Annotated in this window: 15 protein-coding genes; all 15 read left to right on the top strand. The window is 70.1% G+C overall.

Annotated features, from left to right (window positions below):
• The first annotated feature begins 2 nt into the window (after nt 1-2).
• From P7V53_RS06085 to P7V53_RS06015, 15 genes are read left to right on the top strand one after another with little or no spacing between them, the layout of a single operon-like run.
• Entirely contained in the window at nt 3-1757 is a 1755-nt protein-coding gene (locus tag P7V53_RS06085; protein WP_280154584.1) for an ATP-binding cassette domain-containing protein, read from the top strand.
• Nucleotides 1754-2665: a glycosyltransferase gene (locus P7V53_RS06080; protein ID WP_280154583.1), complete on the top strand. Its 912-nt coding sequence runs from the start codon at nt 1754-1756 to the stop codon at nt 2663-2665. The genes P7V53_RS06085 and P7V53_RS06080 overlap by 4 nt, the downstream gene beginning before the upstream one ends.
• Nucleotides 2662-3483 (top strand): methyltransferase, TIGR04325 family, encoded by an 822-nt coding sequence (locus P7V53_RS06075; RefSeq protein ID WP_280154582.1) that lies wholly within the window; start codon nt 2662-2664, stop codon nt 3481-3483. The genes P7V53_RS06080 and P7V53_RS06075 overlap by 4 nt, the downstream gene beginning before the upstream one ends.
• Nucleotides 3480-4199 (top strand): class I SAM-dependent methyltransferase, encoded by a 720-nt coding sequence (locus tag P7V53_RS06070; protein ID WP_280154581.1) that lies wholly within the window; start codon nt 3480-3482, stop codon nt 4197-4199. The genes P7V53_RS06075 and P7V53_RS06070 overlap by 4 nt, the downstream gene beginning before the upstream one ends.
• A complete protein-coding gene (locus P7V53_RS06065) occupies nt 4199-5191 on the top strand; it encodes an NAD-dependent epimerase/dehydratase family protein (RefSeq protein ID WP_280154580.1) in 993 nt (330 codons plus the stop codon). The genes P7V53_RS06070 and P7V53_RS06065 overlap by 1 nt, the downstream gene beginning before the upstream one ends.
• A gap of 8 nt (nt 5192-5199) precedes the next feature.
• On the top strand, nt 5200-6288 hold the full coding sequence (locus P7V53_RS06060) for a DegT/DnrJ/EryC1/StrS family aminotransferase (protein WP_280154579.1): 1089 nt from the start codon (nt 5200-5202) through the stop codon (nt 6286-6288).
• Nucleotides 6288-7226, top strand: coding sequence for a hypothetical protein (locus P7V53_RS06055; protein ID WP_280154578.1), 939 nt, complete (start codon nt 6288-6290; stop codon nt 7224-7226). Before P7V53_RS06060 ends, P7V53_RS06055 begins: the two co-directional genes overlap by 1 nt.
• On the top strand, nt 7227-8429 hold the full coding sequence (locus tag P7V53_RS06050) for an EpsG family protein (RefSeq protein ID WP_280154577.1): 1203 nt from the start codon (nt 7227-7229) through the stop codon (nt 8427-8429).
• Nucleotides 8430-8476: 47 nt separating this feature from the next.
• On the top strand, nt 8477-9250 hold the full coding sequence (locus P7V53_RS06045) for a class I SAM-dependent methyltransferase (RefSeq protein WP_280154576.1): 774 nt from the start codon (nt 8477-8479) through the stop codon (nt 9248-9250).
• Between the two features lie 4 nt (nt 9251-9254).
• Nucleotides 9255-10013, top strand: a complete 759-nt coding sequence (locus P7V53_RS06040; protein ID WP_280154575.1) for a glycosyltransferase family 2 protein — start codon at nt 9255-9257, stop codon at nt 10011-10013.
• Nucleotides 10010-10765, top strand: coding sequence for a glycosyltransferase family 2 protein (locus P7V53_RS06035; RefSeq protein WP_280154574.1), 756 nt, complete (start codon nt 10010-10012; stop codon nt 10763-10765). Before P7V53_RS06040 ends, P7V53_RS06035 begins: the two co-directional genes overlap by 4 nt.
• On the top strand, nt 10762-11886 hold the full coding sequence (locus tag P7V53_RS06030; RefSeq protein ID WP_280154573.1) for a Gfo/Idh/MocA family oxidoreductase: 1125 nt from the start codon (nt 10762-10764) through the stop codon (nt 11884-11886). The genes P7V53_RS06035 and P7V53_RS06030 overlap by 4 nt, the downstream gene beginning before the upstream one ends.
• A complete protein-coding gene (locus P7V53_RS06025) occupies nt 11883-13985 on the top strand; it encodes a bi-domain-containing oxidoreductase (protein WP_280154572.1) in 2103 nt (700 codons plus the stop codon). The genes P7V53_RS06030 and P7V53_RS06025 overlap by 4 nt, the downstream gene beginning before the upstream one ends.
• Nucleotides 13985-15088, top strand: a complete 1104-nt coding sequence (gene wecB, locus P7V53_RS06020; RefSeq protein ID WP_280154571.1) for a UDP-N-acetylglucosamine 2-epimerase (non-hydrolyzing) — start codon at nt 13985-13987, stop codon at nt 15086-15088. Before P7V53_RS06025 ends, wecB begins: the two co-directional genes overlap by 1 nt.
• A complete protein-coding gene (locus tag P7V53_RS06015; RefSeq protein ID WP_280154570.1) occupies nt 15085-16725 on the top strand; it encodes an alginate lyase family protein in 1641 nt (546 codons plus the stop codon). Before wecB ends, P7V53_RS06015 begins: the two co-directional genes overlap by 4 nt.
• Nucleotide 16726: the final 1 nt, after the last annotated feature.

The raw sequence follows: 16726 nt of genomic DNA, 5'->3' as shown, positions 1-16726 counted from the left end.
AGATGTCCGACCCCACCCTCGGCCGACCCACGCTGCTGACCGCGCTTCGGCACTTTCCCCGCTTCCTGGGCTACGTGCTGAAGCGCTTCCGGCTCGCGCGCTGGGCGCTGCTGCTGGCGCTGGTGCTGCTCGCGCTCGAATACGCCGTGTTCAGCCTCATGATCCCGCTGTCCGACGGCGCGGGGGCGAAGTCCGGCGGCGGCGCGGTGGTGCGCTTCTGGAGCGCCGTGGCGCAGCAGCTGCAGCTCGAGCCCGTGGCGGTGACCTGGCTCTGGCTCTTCCTGCTGCTGCTCGCCTTGCGCACCGTGCTGGGCTACGTGCACGTGCTGCTGACCAACTGGCTGGCCAAGCAGGTGCACCGGCACCTGAGCGAGCGCACCTTCGCCCGCGTGCTGATGGACGAGCCCATGCCGCTGATCTACCGGCGCTCGATCGGCTACTACATCACGCTGGCCGGCGACGACACGTTTCGCGCCGGCACCATCATCAACACGGCGTCGCAGGCGCTCGCCTCGCTGATGTCGGCGCTGGCCGGGTTCGGCCTGCTGTACCTCTTCTCGGCGCAGGCGTTCTGGGCCACCGTCGGGTTCCTGGCGGCGTGCGCGGTCCTCGTCGGCATGGGATTTCGCGCGCTGATGCGCATCAACGCCCGCTCGGTCGCGCTGGCGCGTGAAACGAGCACGGGCTACATCGAGGCGCTCAACGGCCTGCGGTCGATCCGCTCGATGGCATCGGAGCCCTTCTTCCTGCGCAGCTACGCGGACCAGATCGGCCGCTATGTGCGCATGCTGTTCGAGATCGATGCGGTCAAGAGCAGCATCAAGTTCATGCCGGCCATCATCGCGCTGCTGATCGGCGTCGTCGTGCTGTGGCCCGGTTCGCAACGTGCCGGCGACATCACCGCGACCTACTTCTTCGCCGTGACGCTGCTGCTGATGCGCCTGTTCGTGTCGCTGGGCGCCACGGTGAACCACGCGTCGGTGATGCTGATGGACCTGCGCGCGGCCACGGACATCGACGAGCTGGTCAATGCACCGCCGCATCTCGAGTCGCACGCCCCGGCGGCGCCGGCGGCGGCAGTCAACACCGTCGAGCTGCGCGGGCTGGAGTACGGATACCGTCCCGGGCACAAGGTGCTCGACGGCCTCGACTTCGCGTTCCTTCCGGGCAAGACGGTCGCCATCGTGGGTCCTTCCGGCTCAGGCAAGTCGACGCTGGCCGACATCCTGCTCGGCCTGATCAGCCCGGACCGCGGCGCGGTGCTCGTCAACGGCGGACACGGCAGCCTCGCCGCGCTGCGCCAGCACGTGATCCTGGTCGAACAGCAGGCACGCATCTTCTCCACCAGCGTGCGCGAGAACCTGCTGCTGGGCAGGCAGTGCGACGACGACACGCTGTGGAAGGCGCTGCGCCTGGTCGATCTCGAGCAGCACGTGCGCGCGCTGCCCGGCGGGCTGTCGGCGCCGTTCGAATACCAGGGCGCGAACCTCTCCGGCGGACAGCGCCAGCGCCTCGGCATCGCGCGCGCACTGATCCGCGAGCCGCAGGTGCTCATCCTCGACGAAGCCACCAGCGCGCTGGACGGGCGCACGCGCGAGCTGGTGGTGGCGAACCTGCGCGAGTTCATGCGCGAGGGTGTCCTGATCTTCATCACGCACGACGATGCGCTGGCTGGTTCGGCGGACGTCGTGCTGTCGCTGGGGCAGCAGGCATCGCCCGCGCCTTCGCCGGCGGTGCCGGAGAGGGCGCCGGCATGAGCTCGAAGCCCATGGCACCGATCGCGATGTTCGCGTTCAACCGGGTCGAACACCTGCGGCGCGCGGTCGAATCGCTCGCCGCCTGCCCCGAAGCCCCGCATTCCGCGCTCACGCTGTACTGCGACGGCGCACGCCGTCCGGACGAGCAGGCCGCGGTCGAGGCGGTGCGCCGCTATGCCGCCGGCATCACCGGATTCGCCTCGGTGACGGTCGATGCGGCGCCGGCCAACCGCGGCCTCGCCGCGTCGGTCATGCGCGGCGTCGCGGACCAGCTCAACCGCTTCGACGCGGTCATCGTGCTCGAGGACGATCTCGTCGTCTCGCCGCACTTCCTGCGCTACATGAACGATGCGCTGGCCCACTACGCCGACGATCCGCGCGTGGCGAGCGTGCACGGCTACTCGTACCCGACCCCCGAACCCTTGCCCGACACCTTCTTCCTGCAGGGCGCCGACTGCTGGGGATGGGCGACATGGGCGCGCGCATGGAAGCACTTCGAGCCCGACGGCGCGAAGCTGCTGGCCGAGCTGCGCCGCCGCCGCCTGACCCGCGCGTTCGACCTCGACGGCAGCTACCCGTACGCCGCGATGCTGGCCGACCAGATCGCCGGCCGCAACAGCTCGTGGGCGATCCGCTGGCACGCCGCGTGTTACCTGCGCGGCCTGCTGACGCTGTACCCCGGGCGCAGCCTGGTCGAGAACATCGGCAACGACTCCAGCGGCACGCACTGCGAGACCAGCGACGCGATGTCGCGTGCCCCCACCACGCGGCCGGTGGCGGTCGGCGGCATCCCGGTGGAGCCCTGCGAGCCGGCCCGGGCCGCGTTCGCGCGCTTCCTGGCCGGTCAGCGATCCTGGCGCGCGCGCGTGCGCGGATCCGTCCGCCGCCTCCTGAGGGTCGAGGCATGAGCGCGCGCAGCGTGGCACGGGCGCTGGCGCCGCCGGTGCTGGTCAGCCTGCTTCATCGCTGGTCGGGACGCACGCTGCGCTTCGCCGGGCGGCCCGCCGACTGGCACGAGGCCACGCTCATGTCCGGCGGATACGACGCCGACGGCATCCTGGCGCGCGTGGTGCAGGCCACGCGCGACGTCGTCTCGGGCCGGGCGCGCTACGAGCGCGACGGCGTTCTGTTCGACGAGCCCGACTACCCCTTCGCCATGCTCACGGCGCTGCTGCGCGCCGCCGCGGCCGACAACGGCCGCCTGAACGTGATCGACTTCGGCGGATCGCTGGGCAGCACCTACCGCCAGTGCCGGCCGCTGCTCGACGGACTGACCAGCATCGGCTGGTGCGTCGTCGAGCAAGCCTCGTTCGTCGCCGCCGGGCAGGCGGAGTTCGGCACGGCCGAGTTGCGCTTCGCCGGCTCCCTGCACGACGTGCCGCAGGCCGAGGGCGCGCCGGTGATCCTGGCCTCCAGCGTGCTGCAGTACCTGCCCGACCCGGCCGCCGTGCTGCGCGACTTTGCCGCCTCGTCGGCCCGCCACCTCGTCGTCGACCGCACGCCGCTGAGCGGGGAGCCGGCCGACCGCCTCTGCGTCCAGCACGTGCCCAGCCACATCTACGAGGCGAGCTATCCCTGCTGGATCCTGTCGCGCGAGCGTCTGCTGCACGGGCTGTCGCGCGACTGGCGGCTGGTCTGCGACTTCCCGTGCCCAGAGGGCACGGCGCGCACCGAGGACGGCCTGCCGTTCGAATTCCGCGGCCTCATCCTGGAACGCCAGTCATGAAGACCGCCCTTCGCCGCTACCTCGGCAGCCAGCAGTTCAATCCCGGCCTGCTGGGCGCCTTCCTCAATCCGTTTTTCCTCGCCCGGCGCGTGCTCTGGCGCGAGATCGCCGCTGCCGGCCGCGAACTGCACGGACCCCTGCTCGACGTGGGCTGCGGCACCAAGCCGTACCGCACGCTGTTCGCCACCGACAGCTATGTCGGACTCGACATCGATAGCGAGACGGCGCGCCTGCGCGGCATCGCCGACGCCTACTACGACGGACACCGGTTTCCGTTCCAGAATTCGCAGTTCCGCGCAGTGCTGTGCAATCAGGTGCTCGAGCATGTCTTCAACCCCGCCGAATTCGTCGGCGAGATCCACCGCGTACTGGACCGCGGCGGCCGGCTGCTGCTGACCGTGCCCTTCGTCTGGGACGAGCATGAGCAGCCCTACGACTACGCCCGCTATTCCAGCTTCGGCCTCAAGGCCTTGCTCGAGCAGCACGGATTCCGCGTGTTGAGCCACCGCAAGCTGCTGGCCGACGCCTCCATGCTGTTCCAGCTGGTGAACGCCTACCTGTTCAAGGTCACCCGCACACGCTTCACGTCGGTCAACCTGCTGGTGACCGCCGGCCTGCTGGGCCCGCTGTCGCTGCTCGGCCTGGTGCTCGGTGCCGTGCTGCCGAAGAATCCCGACCTGTTCCTCGACCAACTCGTCGTCGCAGAAAGACTCTGATGGACAACTTTCGCGGAGCCCGCGTGCTCATCACCGGCGGCCTCGGCTTCATCGGCTCGAACCTGGCGCGCCGGCTGGTGGAGCTGGGCGCCCAGATCACGCTGGTCGACAGCCTGATCCCGCTGTATGGCGGCCACCTGCAGAACATCGCGGACATCCGCTCGCAGGTCACGGTCAACGTCTGCGACGTGCGCGACCGGTTCGCGATGGAGTACCTGGTGCAGAACAAGGACTACTTGTTCAACCTGGCGGGCCAGACCAGCCACCTCGACTCGATGACCGATCCGCAGACCGACCTGGACATCAACGCCTCGGCGCAGCTGTCCATCCTCGAGGCCTGCCGCCGCGTCAACCGCGACGTCCGGCTGGTGTTCGCGAGCACGCGGCAGCTCTACGGCCGCCCCGACTACCTGCCGGTCGACGAGAAGCACCCCATCCGGCCGGTGGACGTGAACGGCATCAACAAGTTCGCCGGCGAGGGCTACCACCTGCTCTACAGCCAGGTCCACGGCATCCGGTCCAGCGTGCTGCGGCTCACCAACACGTACGGCCCCGGCATGCGGGTCAAGGACGCCCGGCAGACCTTCCTCGGGATCTGGGTTCGCCAGCTCATCGAAGGCAGCCCCATCAAGGTGTTCGGCGACGGCACGCAGCTGCGCGACTTCAACTATGTCGACGACTGCGTCGACGCCCTGCTGCGCGCCGCGACGGACGACGTGGCGGTGGGCCGCATCTACAACCTGGGCAGCGCCGAAGTCGTCTCGCTGAAGGACCTGGCGCTCATGATGACCGGCCTCGTTCCCGGCGGGCGCTTCGAGGTGGTGCCGTTTCCGCCCGAGCGCAAGGCGATCGACATCGGCGACTACTACAGCGACTTCTCGCTCATCCAGCGCGAGCTCGGCTGGACGCCGCAGGTCGACCTGCGCAACGGCCTGATCCGAACCATCGAGTATTTCAAGGCCCACGGCCGGCACTACTGGGAAGCCACCTGATGATCCTGATGAACGATTTCAAGGCCGAGCCGCCCGAGCTCCACGCCGCCATGTCGGCCGCCGCCGCGCGCGTGTTCGCTTCGGGCTGGTACGTGCTCGGCAACGAGGTCAAGGCGTTCGAGCAGCGCTGGGCCGCTGCCTGCGGCACCCGCCATTGCGCGGGCGTGGCCAACGGCATGGACGCGATCGAGCTCGCGCTGCGCGGGCTGGACATCGGCCCGGGCAGCGAGGTCGTCACCACGCCGATGACGGCCTTCGCGACGGTGCTGGCCGTGCTGCGCGCCGGGGCGACGCCGGTGCTGGCCGACATCGACCCCGAGAGCGGACTGATGTCCCCCGACAGCGTTCGGCGCTGCCTGTCCGAGCGCACGCGCGCCGTCGTGCTGGTGCACCTGTACGGGCAGATGCGCGACATGCCCGCGTGGCTGTCGTTGTGCCGCGAGGCGGGCATCCACCTGATCGAGGACTGCGCCCAGTCGCACCTGGCACAGTGGGACGGCCAGGCCGCCGGCAGCCTCGGCACCGCCGGCGCCTACAGCTTCTATCCCACCAAGAACCTCGGCGCCATCGGCGACGGCGGCGCCCTGGTCACGCAGTCCGACCCTCTCGCCGCGCGTGTCGCGCGGCTGCGCAACTACGGCCAGAGCGAGCGCTACGTGCATCCCGAGCTGGGCATGAACAGCCGCCTCGACGAGCTGCAGGCCGCGCTCCTGCTGGAGCGGCTGCAGTGGCTGGACCGCTTCACCGAGCGCCGTCGCACCATCGCCGCGCGCTACGACGCCGCCATCGACAACCCGCGTGTCGGGCTGCTGGCGCGGCCGCAGCAGCCGAAGTCGCACGTGCACCATCTCTACGTCGTCACCTGCACGGCGCGCGCGCAGCTTGCCGAGCACCTGGCCGCGCACGGCGTGCAGACGCTCATCCACTACCCGGTGCCGGTGCACCGGCAGGCGCCCTGCGCCGAGCTGCGCCGCGATCCGCTCGGCCTGCCGCATGCCGAGGCGCATGCGGCCGCCTGCCTGTCCATTCCCTGCCATCCGCAGATGAGCGACGCCGACGTGGCGCGCGTCGTCGAAGCGGTCAACGCGTTTCGCTGATGGAGCACTTCGTCACGCTGTTCGACAGCACCTACCTGCCGCAGGCGCTCGCGCTGCATGCGTCGATGCAACGCCACGTCCCGGCGTTCCGCCTGTGGGCCCTGTGCGTCGATGACCAGGCCCACGACCTGCTGACGCGCCTGGCGCTGCCGGCCTGCACGCCGATGAAGCTCTCGGCGCTGGAGACGCCCTCCCTGCGCACGGTGAAGGCGCAGCGCAGTCGCGGCGAGTACTGCTGGACGCTCACGCCGTTCGCGCCGCGCTTCGTCTTCGAGGCCGATCCGTCGGTGCAGCGCGTCACCTACGTCGACGCGGACCTCTGCATGCGCAAGGACCCCGCGCCGCTGTTCGCGGAGCTCGAGGCCTCGGGCGCGCAGGTGCTGATCACCGATCACGGCTACGCGCCGGAATACGACCAGTCGGCCAAGTCGGGCCAGTACTGCGTGCAGTTCATGACCTTCTCGCGCCATGGGGGCGAGCCGGTACGTCAGTGGTGGGAGGATCGCTGCATCGAGTGGTGCTACGCGCGCTTCGAGGACGGCAAGTTCGGCGACCAGAAATACCTCGACGACTGGCCCTCGCGCTTCAAGGGGCTGGTGCATGTGCTGCGGCAGCAGGAGTGGGCGCAGGCGCCGTGGAACGCGACGCGCTTCCCCTACAGCCAGGCCGTCTTCTTCCACTTCCACGGCCTGCGCATCGCGCCGGGGCGGCGCTTCGACCTCGGAACGATCTACGCGCTTCCCAGCGCCACGCTGCAGAACGTCTACGAGCCGTACATCGCGGATCTCAAGGCCGCGATCGCCCAGCTAGAGCGGCTGGGCTTCGCCGCGCGGCCGCAGAGCCAGCGCCTGGGCCTGTACAAGCTGCTGCGCCGCGCCTTCAGCGGCGTGTACCAGCAGCTGTGGCGCTTCCACCAGCTCAACTTCCGCAAGTACTGAATGAGCACCCCGGCCACTCTTGCGCACGACGCGGCGCATCGGCGTCCCCGGCACCTGCCGGCGGACCTGGTGTCGCTGCTGTGCGCAGTGACGTGCGCCCTGCTCCTGGCCTATCCGCTGGCGTCGCTCGCGCTGGCCGGCCTGCTGCTGGTCAACCTGCCGGCCGGCACCTCGCGCGCCACCCGTCTCACGCTGGCCGTCGCGGCATCGATCGCCATGTCGATGATCATGGGTGCCCGCCCGATCGATCCGGACGCGCCCAACGATGTCGACTTCTACTACGCCGTCTATCAAAGCCTGGCAGGGGGCGAGATCGACTCGCTGTTCGCATTCGGCGGCGGGATCGAGGTCGCGCTTCCGCTGCTGAGCCTGCTGTGGGCGATGCTGCTTCCCGCCCTCACCCCCAACGGCCTGATGTTCTGCATGGCGCTGACCAGTGCGCTGCTGCTGGTCGCGTGGGTGGAGAAGACCTTCTACGCGGAGCGCGGATGGACCGATCCCGCGCTGATGGGCGCCTGCATCCTGCTGCTCAACCTGTACTTCGCGACCCAGCTGTCGCGCCAGTTCCTGGCGCTCGTCGTGCTGCTGTACGCCTTCACCGCGCACGGGCGTGCACGCTGGCTGTGGCTCGGGCTGGCGACCAGCTTCCACCTGACGGCCCTGCCCTTCTACGCGCTGTACCAGCTCGCCCGGCGCGGGCCGCGCGGCTGGATCACCATCGTGGCGGTGGCGCTGCTGTTCCGCGCCTTCTTCTGGCAGCTGCTCGCGGCGTTCGACATCGTCCCCGCGGCGATCGCCGAGAAACTCGCCTACTACGTCGACAACCTCCAGGAGTACACCGAGGCCGACATCGCATCGATGCGCATGATCGGGCTGCTCGGGGCGGTCTCGCTGGTGGCGCTGGTCGCCTGTCGCTTCAGGCCGCCGGCGCAGGTCGTGCCCTGGCTTGCGGTGCCCTGGATCGCCGCGGTGGTCCACGTGCTGCTGCTGCCCATTCCGCTTGCCTCGCTGCGCACGACGCTGATGGTCCACTCGGTGGCACCGGGCCTCATCGCCTACTCCATGCTGCGCGGCCGCACCGGACTGGCGATGGTCGCCGTCCTGAACGTGATGCTGCTCTACAAGGTGGCCACCTTCGCCACCGCGGAGAACTTCGCGAACCTGCGGCCGATGGCGGCGATGCTGCGCAGCTTCCTGTCGTGATTCCCACTGTCATGCCGACCGCCCTCCACCATTCGCCCCCTGATTCCATGAGCTGCCGCATCTGCGGCGGCGCCACCCGACACGTCTTCGACCTGCACTCGCAGCGTCACCAGGGCGTGACCGTCCCGGTCTTCCGCTGCCGGCGGTGCGACGCCTACTTCACCGACGGTGGGCCGGTCAACTACGACGACGTCGACCTGACCGCCTACTACCTCGGGTATGCGGAGGCGATCAAGCGGCGCTACCAGCGTGTGTTCGCACAGGTGCAGGCGCTGGCCAAGCCCGGCCGGTTCCTCGACATCGGAGCGGGCATGGGGTTCTCGCTCGAAGTGGCCCAGCAACAGGGCTGGACCAGCCAGGGGCTCGAGCCGAACCGCTCGCTGGTGCGCCATGCCCACGAGCGCGGCCTCGCCGTCGTCGGCGGCTATCTCGACGACAGCCGGCAGGGCGAGTACGACTTCATCCTCGTCGACAACGTGCTCGAGCACGTGCCCGACCCCGCCGGCTTCCTGCGCAATGCGAGGCGCTTGCTGGCGCCATCGGGCCTGCTGGTGGTCGCGATCCCGCCGATGGACTGGCTGCGCAAGGCGCTGGGCTCGCTGTCTTGGGTGAGAACCCGGGTGAACGCGCCGCAGCTCAACATCTTCGGCGAAGTCGACGAGCACCTGAACATGCTGGGTCGGCGTGCCATGGCCAGGCTGATCCACGGTGCCGGGCTCAAGCTGCTGCCGATCCGCTTCCACCACAGCCCGGTCTACGACAACCCCGTCTACCGGGCGTTCGCCCTGGACGACGGCTACTACTTCACCGCGCGGGCGTGACCCCATGACCGAGACCTCCCCCACCGCGTCGACGCCCCGCATCAGCGTCGTCACCGTCGTCTACAACGGCGCGCGGGAGATCGCCCGCACGCTCGATTCGACGCTGGCCCAGGACCACCCGAACCTGGAGGTCGTGGTGGTCGACGGACAGTCGAGCGACGGCACTCAGGACATCATCAAACGCTACGGCAGCGCGATCGACGTCTTCGTCTCGGAACGCGACCGCGGCATCTACGACGCGATGAACAAGGCCGTCGCGCTGGCGTCGGGCGATTACCTGCTGTTCATGAACTGCGGCGACCGCTTCGCCGCCCCCGACGCGCTCTCGTCGGCAGCGCGAGCGCTGGTGCCCGGCACCGAGCAGGCGGTGTTCGGACGCTGGGAACGCGAGAACGGCGACCGTCGCACCCCCTGCCGCCCGTCGCTCGAGGCCGGCATCTTCAACCATCAGGCGGTGCTCTACAGCCGCTCGCTGCACCAGCGATTCGGCGGCTATGTGAGCGTGCGCGGCTTCACCACCGCCGACTACATGTTCTTCATGACGCTGGTCAGCTCGGGCACGGTGCGCTGCACCAGCGCGGACACGACCATCGCGGTGATCGACGTCATGAGCGGCGTGTCGGGCGGCCTGCAGACGCTGAGCCAGAAGTTCGCCATCGACTACCTGCTGGGGCGCACCACCCGCCTCAAGCTGCTGGCCGTGCTGGCGGCACATCCGGCCTACCACCGCGCCAAGACGCTGCTGGGGCTGCGCAGGTCATGAAGGTCAGCGTGTGCCTGGCCGCCTACAACGGCGAGCGCTACATCGCCGAGCAGCTGCGCAGCATCCTCGCGCAGCTCTCGCCGCAGGACGAGCTGATCGTCTGCGACGACGGCTCGCGCGACCGCACGCGCGAGGTGGTGGCCGGCATCGGCGATCCGCGCGTGACGCTGCGCACCTTCACCCACAACGTCGGCCATGTGCGCAACTTCGAGCGCGCGATCGCAGCGGCCACGGGCGACCTCATCTTCCTGTCCGACCAGGACGACGAGTGGCGCGCGGACAAGGTGCGGGAGGTGAAGCGCTGCTTCCAGGAGAACCCGCGCCTGCAGCTCGTGCACCATGCGCTGAGCACGATGGACGCCGAGGGACGCACGCTCTCGCCGCTGTGGAACCCGCTGCGCGAGGGCCCGCAGGGACGCGCCGGCTTCCTGTTGCGCCAGCTCGTGCGCTGCCAGGTCTTCGGCTGCGGCGCCGCGTTTCGGCGCGAGCTGCTCGACGTGCTGCTGCCGTTCCCGGCGAGCGCGTATGCGCACGACCATTGGCTCACGGTGGCCGCCGGCGTCGGCGGCTCGGTGCACTTCCTGAACCTGCCGCTGGTGCGCTACCGCCTGCACGGCGCCAACGTGACTCCCCGACAGGGCCTCGGCTGGCGGGGAAGGCTGCGGGTGCGCTGGCTGTTCCTCGACATGATCGCCGTGGCGATCGCGCGGCGGCTGCGACGGCCGGCCCCGCAGCGGGTGGCCGCGCCATGAACGCCGCCCTGAAGTTCCTGCGCTTCGTCTCCATCTACGGCGCCGGACGAACCCTGTTCAAGGCGGCCGGCCGGCTGCGCCTGCCGCTGCCGGCCTGGTCGCTGCGCCGTGCCGAGCCGGACATCGCCCTGGTCGGCTGCGGTCAGTTCGGCTTCGCGACGATCGGCTACTTCCTGCAGTCGGCCTTCGGGCGGCGCATCCGCGCCTGCTACGACATCGATCCGCGCGCGCAGTCGACGCTCGCACGGGCGATGGGCGTGCCGCTCATGCCGGCCAGCTTCGACGAGCTCATCGCCGATCCGGGCGTGCGCATCGTCTACATCGCGTCGAATCACGCCTCGCACGCCGACTATGCCGTGCAGGCGCTGGCCCGCGGCCTCGACGTCTACGTCGAGAAGCCCGTGGCGGTGAGCCATGCTCAGCTGGTGACGCTGCTGCGCGCCGTGCGCGATGCCCGCGGACGCGTCTTCGCCGGCTACAACCGACCGTTCTCGGCTGCCGTGCGGCTGCTGCGCGGCGAGATCGGCATCGACCCCGCGGGCGGCTTCTCGGTGCAGTGCTTCGTGTCTGGCCACCGGCTCGCCGCCGACCACTGGTACCGGCGTCCCGACGAAGGCACGCGCATCTGCGGCAACGTCGGGCACTGGCTGGACCTCATGGTGCACATCTGGGCCTGGCGCAGCCTGCCCGACCTCCTGCACGTCACGCTCGCCTGGGCCGATCCCGAGGAACCCGACGACAATCTCGCGATCACCATCGCCAGCGACCGGGGCGACATCTTCACCGTGATGCTCACCTCGCGCAGCGAGCCGTTCGAGGGCATCAACGAGACGATCTGCCTGCAGCACGGCGAGACCACCTGCAAGATCGACGACTTCCGACGCCTCACGCTCTGGCGCGGCTCGCGGCTGCTGCGGCGGCGCTTCTGGCCGAAGGACGTGGGCCATCGAGGCGCCATCCTGCAGCCGTTTCGCGAGGAATCGCGCGACTGGCAGGAAGTCGTTCTGTCGACGCTGCTCATGCTGCACATCACCGACATGGTCAAGAGGCGCCAGCGCGAGTCCACCTTCTCTCTCGAACAAGGCCGGGCGGCGCTCGCCCGGGAAATCGACATCCTGTGAAGCAACTGCTGCAAAACCTCAAGACCGGCGAGACGAGCGTCGCCGACGTCCCCTGCCCGGCGCCGCGCCGTGGCCATCTGCTGATCCGCACCACGCGCACCCTGGTCTCGGCGGGCACCGAGCGCATGCTGGTCGATTTCGGACGGGCGGGCTGGATCGACAAGGCGCGCCAGCAGCCCGACAAGGTCCGGATGGTGCTGGACAAGGTCCGCACCGACGGAATCGGCCCCACGCTGGAGGCCGTGCGCAACAAGCTGGACCAGCCGCTGCCGCTCGGCTATTGCAACGTGGGCATCGTCGTCGACGTCGGACCCGGCGTCAGCGGCTTCGAGGTAGGCGACCGCGTCGCCTCCAACGGCAAGCATGCCGAGGCGGTGAGCGTGCCGGCCAATCTGTGCGCCAGGGTGCCCGATGGCGTCAGCGACGACGAGGCGGCGTTCACGGTGCTCGGCGCGATCGCGCTGCAAGGCATCCGCCTCGTGCAGCCGACGCTCGGCGAGACCGTCGTGGTGACGGGGCTCGGCCTGATCGGGCTGGTGGCCGTCCAGCTGCTGCGCGCGCACGGCTGTCGCGTCCTCGGCCTCGACATGGATGCCGCCCGGCTGGAGCGTGCCCGGGCCCTGGGTGCCGAGGTGGTCGACCTCGGCGCCGGTGTCGACCCGCTGGCGGCGGCGCAGGCGTTCTCGCGCGGGCGCGGCGTCGACGCGGTGCTGATCACGGCGTCGACGCAGAGCAACGAGCCCGTCCACCAGGCGGCGCAGATGTGCCGCAAGCGCGGGCGCATCGTGCTGGTGGGCGTGACGGGCCTCGCGCTGTCGCGCGCCGACTTCTACGAGAAGGAGTTGAGCTTCCAGGTGTCGTGCTCCTACGGCCCCGGCCGCTACGACCCCAGCTACGAGGAAAAGGGCCAGGACTATCCGGTGGGCTTCGTCCGCTGGACCGAGCAGCGCAACTTCGAGGCGGTGCTGGACATGCTGGCCGACCGCCGCATCGGCGTGGCCGACCTGGTCACGCACCGCTTCGCCGTCGCCGAGGCGGCCGCCGCCTACGAGGTGGTCGCCGGATCCGAGCCCTCGCTGGGCATCCTGCTGGAGTACCCGGTGGAGCCGGGCCGCTCCGTCACCGAACGCACCGTGCCGCTGGCGCCCGCCGCGCGTGCCGCGGGCAGCGGCGGCGTCGTGAGCTTCATCGGCTCGGGCAACTACGCGACCGCGGTCCTCATCCCTGCGTTCAAGACCGCCGGCGCCAGGCTGCGCGGCGTCGCTTCGGCTGCGGGCATCAGCAGCGTGCATGCCGGCCGCAAGTTCGGCTTCGAGGAATGCACCACCGACACCGAGCGTCTCTTCGCCGACGCGGCGACGAATGCGCTGGTGATCACCACCCGGCACGACAGCCACGCCGGCCTGGTGCTGCGCGCGCTGGCGGCGGACAAGCATGTCTTCGTCGAGAAGCCGCTGTGCCTGACGCTCGACGAGCTGGCGCAGGTCGAGCGCGCCGCTCGCGCCTCCTCTCGGCTGCTGATGGTCGGGTTCAACCGCCGCTTCGCGCCGCAGGTCGTGAAGATCAAGAGCCTGCTGGCCGCCGTCCCCGGCCCCAAGGCCTTCGTGATGACGGTCAACGCGGGCGCCATTCCTGCCGGCCACTGGACACAGGACCCGGAGGCGGGCGGCGGGCGCATCGTCGGCGAGGCCTGCCACTTCATCGACCTGCTGCGCCACCTGGCGGGCAGCCCGCTGGTGCGCTGGCATCGCACCGGCATGGACAGTCCCACCGCCGACACCGCGACGCTGCAGCTCGCCTTCGAGGACGGCTCCATCGGCACGGTGCACTACTTCGCCAACGGCTCCAAGGCGTTCCCGAAGGAGCGGCTGGAGGTGTTCGCGGCCGGACGGGTGCTGCAGCTGGACAACTTCCGCCGCCTCTGCGGCCACGGCTGGCCGGGCTTCACGAAGCTGAATCTGTGGCGCCAGGACAAGGGACAGTCGGCATGTGCCGCCGCCTTCGTCCGCGCCATCGAGACCGGCGGCCCGGCTCCCATCGCGCTCGACGAGGTGCTCGAAGTGAGCCGCGTGGCCATCGAACTCGCAAAGGACCACTGATGCGCATCGACATCATCGCGGGCGCTCGCCCCAACTTCGCCAAGATCGCGCCGATCATCCGGGCGATCGAAGCACGCCGCGCGGCGGGCGGGCGGCTGCGCTACCGGCTGGTGCACACCGGGCAGCACTACGACGCTCGCATGTCGGGCGACTTCTTCGAGCAGCTGGGCATCCCGGCGCCGGACGTCAACCTCGAGGTCGGCTCCGGCACGCAGGCCGAGCAGACGGCGGCCATCATGACGCGCTACGAAGCGCTTCTGCTCGCCGAGCGCAGCGACTTGTGCCTCGTGGTGGGCGACGTCACGTCGACGATGGCCTGCGCCATCACCGCGCAGAAGCTGTGCGTTCCCGTGGCCCACGTCGAGGCCGGCATCCGCAGCGGCGACTGGACCATGCCGGAAGAGATCAACCGCATGGTCACGGACGCGATCACCAACCACTTCTTCACGACCAGCGAGTTCGCCAATGCGCACCTGCGCCGCAGCGGCGTCGCGGACGACCGCATCTTCTTCGTCGGCAACACGATGATCGACACGCTGCTGGCCAACCTGGAACGGCTGCGTCCGCCGCCCTTCTGGCACGAGATGGGCCTGCATGCCGGGCACTACCTCGTGATGACGCTGCACCGCCCGGCCAACGTCGACAGCGAAACGCAGCTGCGCGCCCTGCTGCAGGCGATCGGCGCGCACAGCCGCGGGCTGCCGGTGGTCTTCCCGGTTCACCCGCGCACCGCCAAGACGCTGAAGGATGTGTCCGGCCTGCCCGCGGGGCTGCAGCTGGTCGAGCCGCAGCCCTACCTCGAATTCAACTACCTGGTGAAGCACGCCAAGGCGGTCATCACCGACTCGGGCGGCATCACCGAGGAGGCCACCGTGCTCGGCATTCCGTGCATGACGCTGCGCGACACCACCGAGCGTCCCGAAACGGTGACCGTGGGAACCAACGAGCTGCTCGGCACCGATCCGGCGTCCATCGGGCCTGCGCTGCAGCGGCTGTTCGAGGGGCAATGGAAGCGCGGCGGCACGCCGCAGCGCTGGGACGGCCGCAGCGGCGAACGCATCGTCGCCACGCTCGAGCGTCTGCTGGGCGCCGCCGCCGGATGAGCTCGCGCGCGCTGCGCTGGTGGCACACGCTGCGCCACCTGCGGCCGGTGCAGGTCTATGGGCGCATCTGGTTCAGGCTGCACCGGCCGGCGGTCGACATGCGCCCGGCGCCGGCACCGCGCGCGGCTGCCCGATCGATGGCCGCGCTCGTCATGAAACCGCCCTCGCTGCTGCGACCCTGGGTGTTCCGCTTTCTCAACGAGGAACGCGACCTGGACACGATGGCCGGATGGGACGATGCATCGGTGGCCAAGCTGTGGCGCTACAACCTGCACTACTTCGACGACCTGGTGGCCGCGGGCGCCGAGAACCGTCGCGACTGGCACCGCGACTGGCTGCTGCGCTGGGTGCGCGAGAACCCTCCGGCGTCAGGCAGCGGCTGGGAACCCTACCCCTGCTCGCTGCGCATCGTCAACTGGATCCGCTGGGCCGCGGCCGGCAACACGATGCCCGCGCAGTGCCTGCAAAGCCTGGCGACGCAGGTGCGCTGGCTCGGCAGCCGACTCGAACACCACCTGCTCGGCAACCACCTGTGGGCCAACGCCAAGGCGCTGGTGTTCGCCGGCGTCTTCTTCGAGGGCCCCGAACCCGATCGCTGGCGTGCGGCGGGCCTGCGGCTGCTGCAGCGCGAGCTGCGCGAGCAGGTGCTGCCCGACGGTGGACACTTCGAGCGCAGCCCGATGTACCACGCCGTGATCCTGGCCGACCTGCTGGAGCTGCTCGCGCTGGATCAAGCGCTGCCCGGCGTGCTGCCGCCGTCCGCCGTATCGGCATGGCGCGAGGCGCTGCCGCGCATGCTGCGCTGGCTGCGCGTGCTCACCCATCCCGACGGCGACATCGCGCTCTTCAACGACGCGGCGTTCGGCATCGCGCCTCGCGGGGCCGACCTGCAGGCGGCAGCGCAGTCGCTCGGGCTGATGCCCGATGACGGCATCGAGGCGTCACCCGCGATCGACCTGCCGGACTCGGGCTATGTGCGCCTCCAGTGTGGTCCGGCCGTGCTGCTGGCGGATGTCGGCCTGGTGGGCCCCGACTACATCCCGGGCCATGCGCATGCCGACACCCTCTCGTTCGAGCTGTCGCTGCATGGGCAGCGACTGCTCGTCGACACCGGCACGTCGCGCTACGACGTCTCGCCGGAGCGCCTCCGCCAGCGCGGCACGGCGGCCCACAACACGCTGCAGATCGACGGCGCCGACTCGTCCGAGGTCTGGAGCAGCTTCCGCGTCGCCCGCCGCGCGCGGCCGTTCGGCAAGGCGCTGGCCGCCGACGCCGCAGCGCCCAGCCTGGCCTGCGCCCACGACGGCTACCGCCGGCTGCCCGGACGCCCGGTGCATCGGCGCTCGTGGCAGCTGCGATCCGACGGCTTGCGGGTGGTCGACCAGGTCGAAGGATCGTGCCGCGACGCCGTGGCGCGCTACCTGTTCCATCCGCACGTCGTCGTCGAAGCCGGCGGCGGGGACACGGGGCGCCTGCGCCTGCCCGGCGGGCAGGCCGTCCGTTGGCAGGCGCGCGGCGGCGTCGCGACGCTGCGCGACAGCACCCACCATCCCGAGTTCAACCTCTCGGTGCCCACGCAATGCCTCGAGCTGCGCCTGAACGGCCGCCGCGGCGAGCTGGAGCTCACCTGGGACTGAC

It is taken from the genome of Piscinibacter sp. XHJ-5 (assembly GCF_029855045.1).
Classification (GTDB): domain Bacteria; phylum Pseudomonadota; class Gammaproteobacteria; order Burkholderiales; family Burkholderiaceae_C; genus Albitalea.
The sequence above is the reverse complement of the archived record's forward strand: the minus strand, read 5'-3'. Positions and strand labels throughout refer to the sequence as shown.

Coding starts and splice junctions, on each gene's coding strand:
- P7V53_RS06085 (WP_280154584.1), top strand. CDS start 3: ATGTCCGACCCCACCCTCGGCCGACCCACGCTGCTGACCGCGCTTCGG.
- P7V53_RS06080 (WP_280154583.1), top strand. CDS start 1,754: ATGAGCTCGAAGCCCATGGCACCGATCGCGATGTTCGCGTTCAACCGG.
- P7V53_RS06075 (WP_280154582.1), top strand. CDS start 2,662: ATGAGCGCGCGCAGCGTGGCACGGGCGCTGGCGCCGCCGGTGCTGGTC.
- P7V53_RS06070 (WP_280154581.1), top strand. CDS start 3,480: ATGAAGACCGCCCTTCGCCGCTACCTCGGCAGCCAGCAGTTCAATCCC.
- P7V53_RS06065 (WP_280154580.1), top strand. CDS start 4,199: ATGGACAACTTTCGCGGAGCCCGCGTGCTCATCACCGGCGGCCTCGGC.
- P7V53_RS06060 (WP_280154579.1), top strand. CDS start 5,200: ATGAACGATTTCAAGGCCGAGCCGCCCGAGCTCCACGCCGCCATGTCG.
- P7V53_RS06055 (WP_280154578.1), top strand. CDS start 6,288: ATGGAGCACTTCGTCACGCTGTTCGACAGCACCTACCTGCCGCAGGCG.
- P7V53_RS06050 (WP_280154577.1), top strand. CDS start 7,227: ATGAGCACCCCGGCCACTCTTGCGCACGACGCGGCGCATCGGCGTCCC.
- P7V53_RS06045 (WP_280154576.1), top strand. CDS start 8,477: ATGAGCTGCCGCATCTGCGGCGGCGCCACCCGACACGTCTTCGACCTG.
- P7V53_RS06040 (WP_280154575.1), top strand. CDS start 9,255: ATGACCGAGACCTCCCCCACCGCGTCGACGCCCCGCATCAGCGTCGTC.
- P7V53_RS06035 (WP_280154574.1), top strand. CDS start 10,010: ATGAAGGTCAGCGTGTGCCTGGCCGCCTACAACGGCGAGCGCTACATC.
- P7V53_RS06030 (WP_280154573.1), top strand. CDS start 10,762: ATGAACGCCGCCCTGAAGTTCCTGCGCTTCGTCTCCATCTACGGCGCC.
- wecB (WP_280154571.1), top strand. CDS start 13,985: ATGCGCATCGACATCATCGCGGGCGCTCGCCCCAACTTCGCCAAGATC.
- P7V53_RS06015 (WP_280154570.1), top strand. CDS start 15,085: ATGAGCTCGCGCGCGCTGCGCTGGTGGCACACGCTGCGCCACCTGCGG.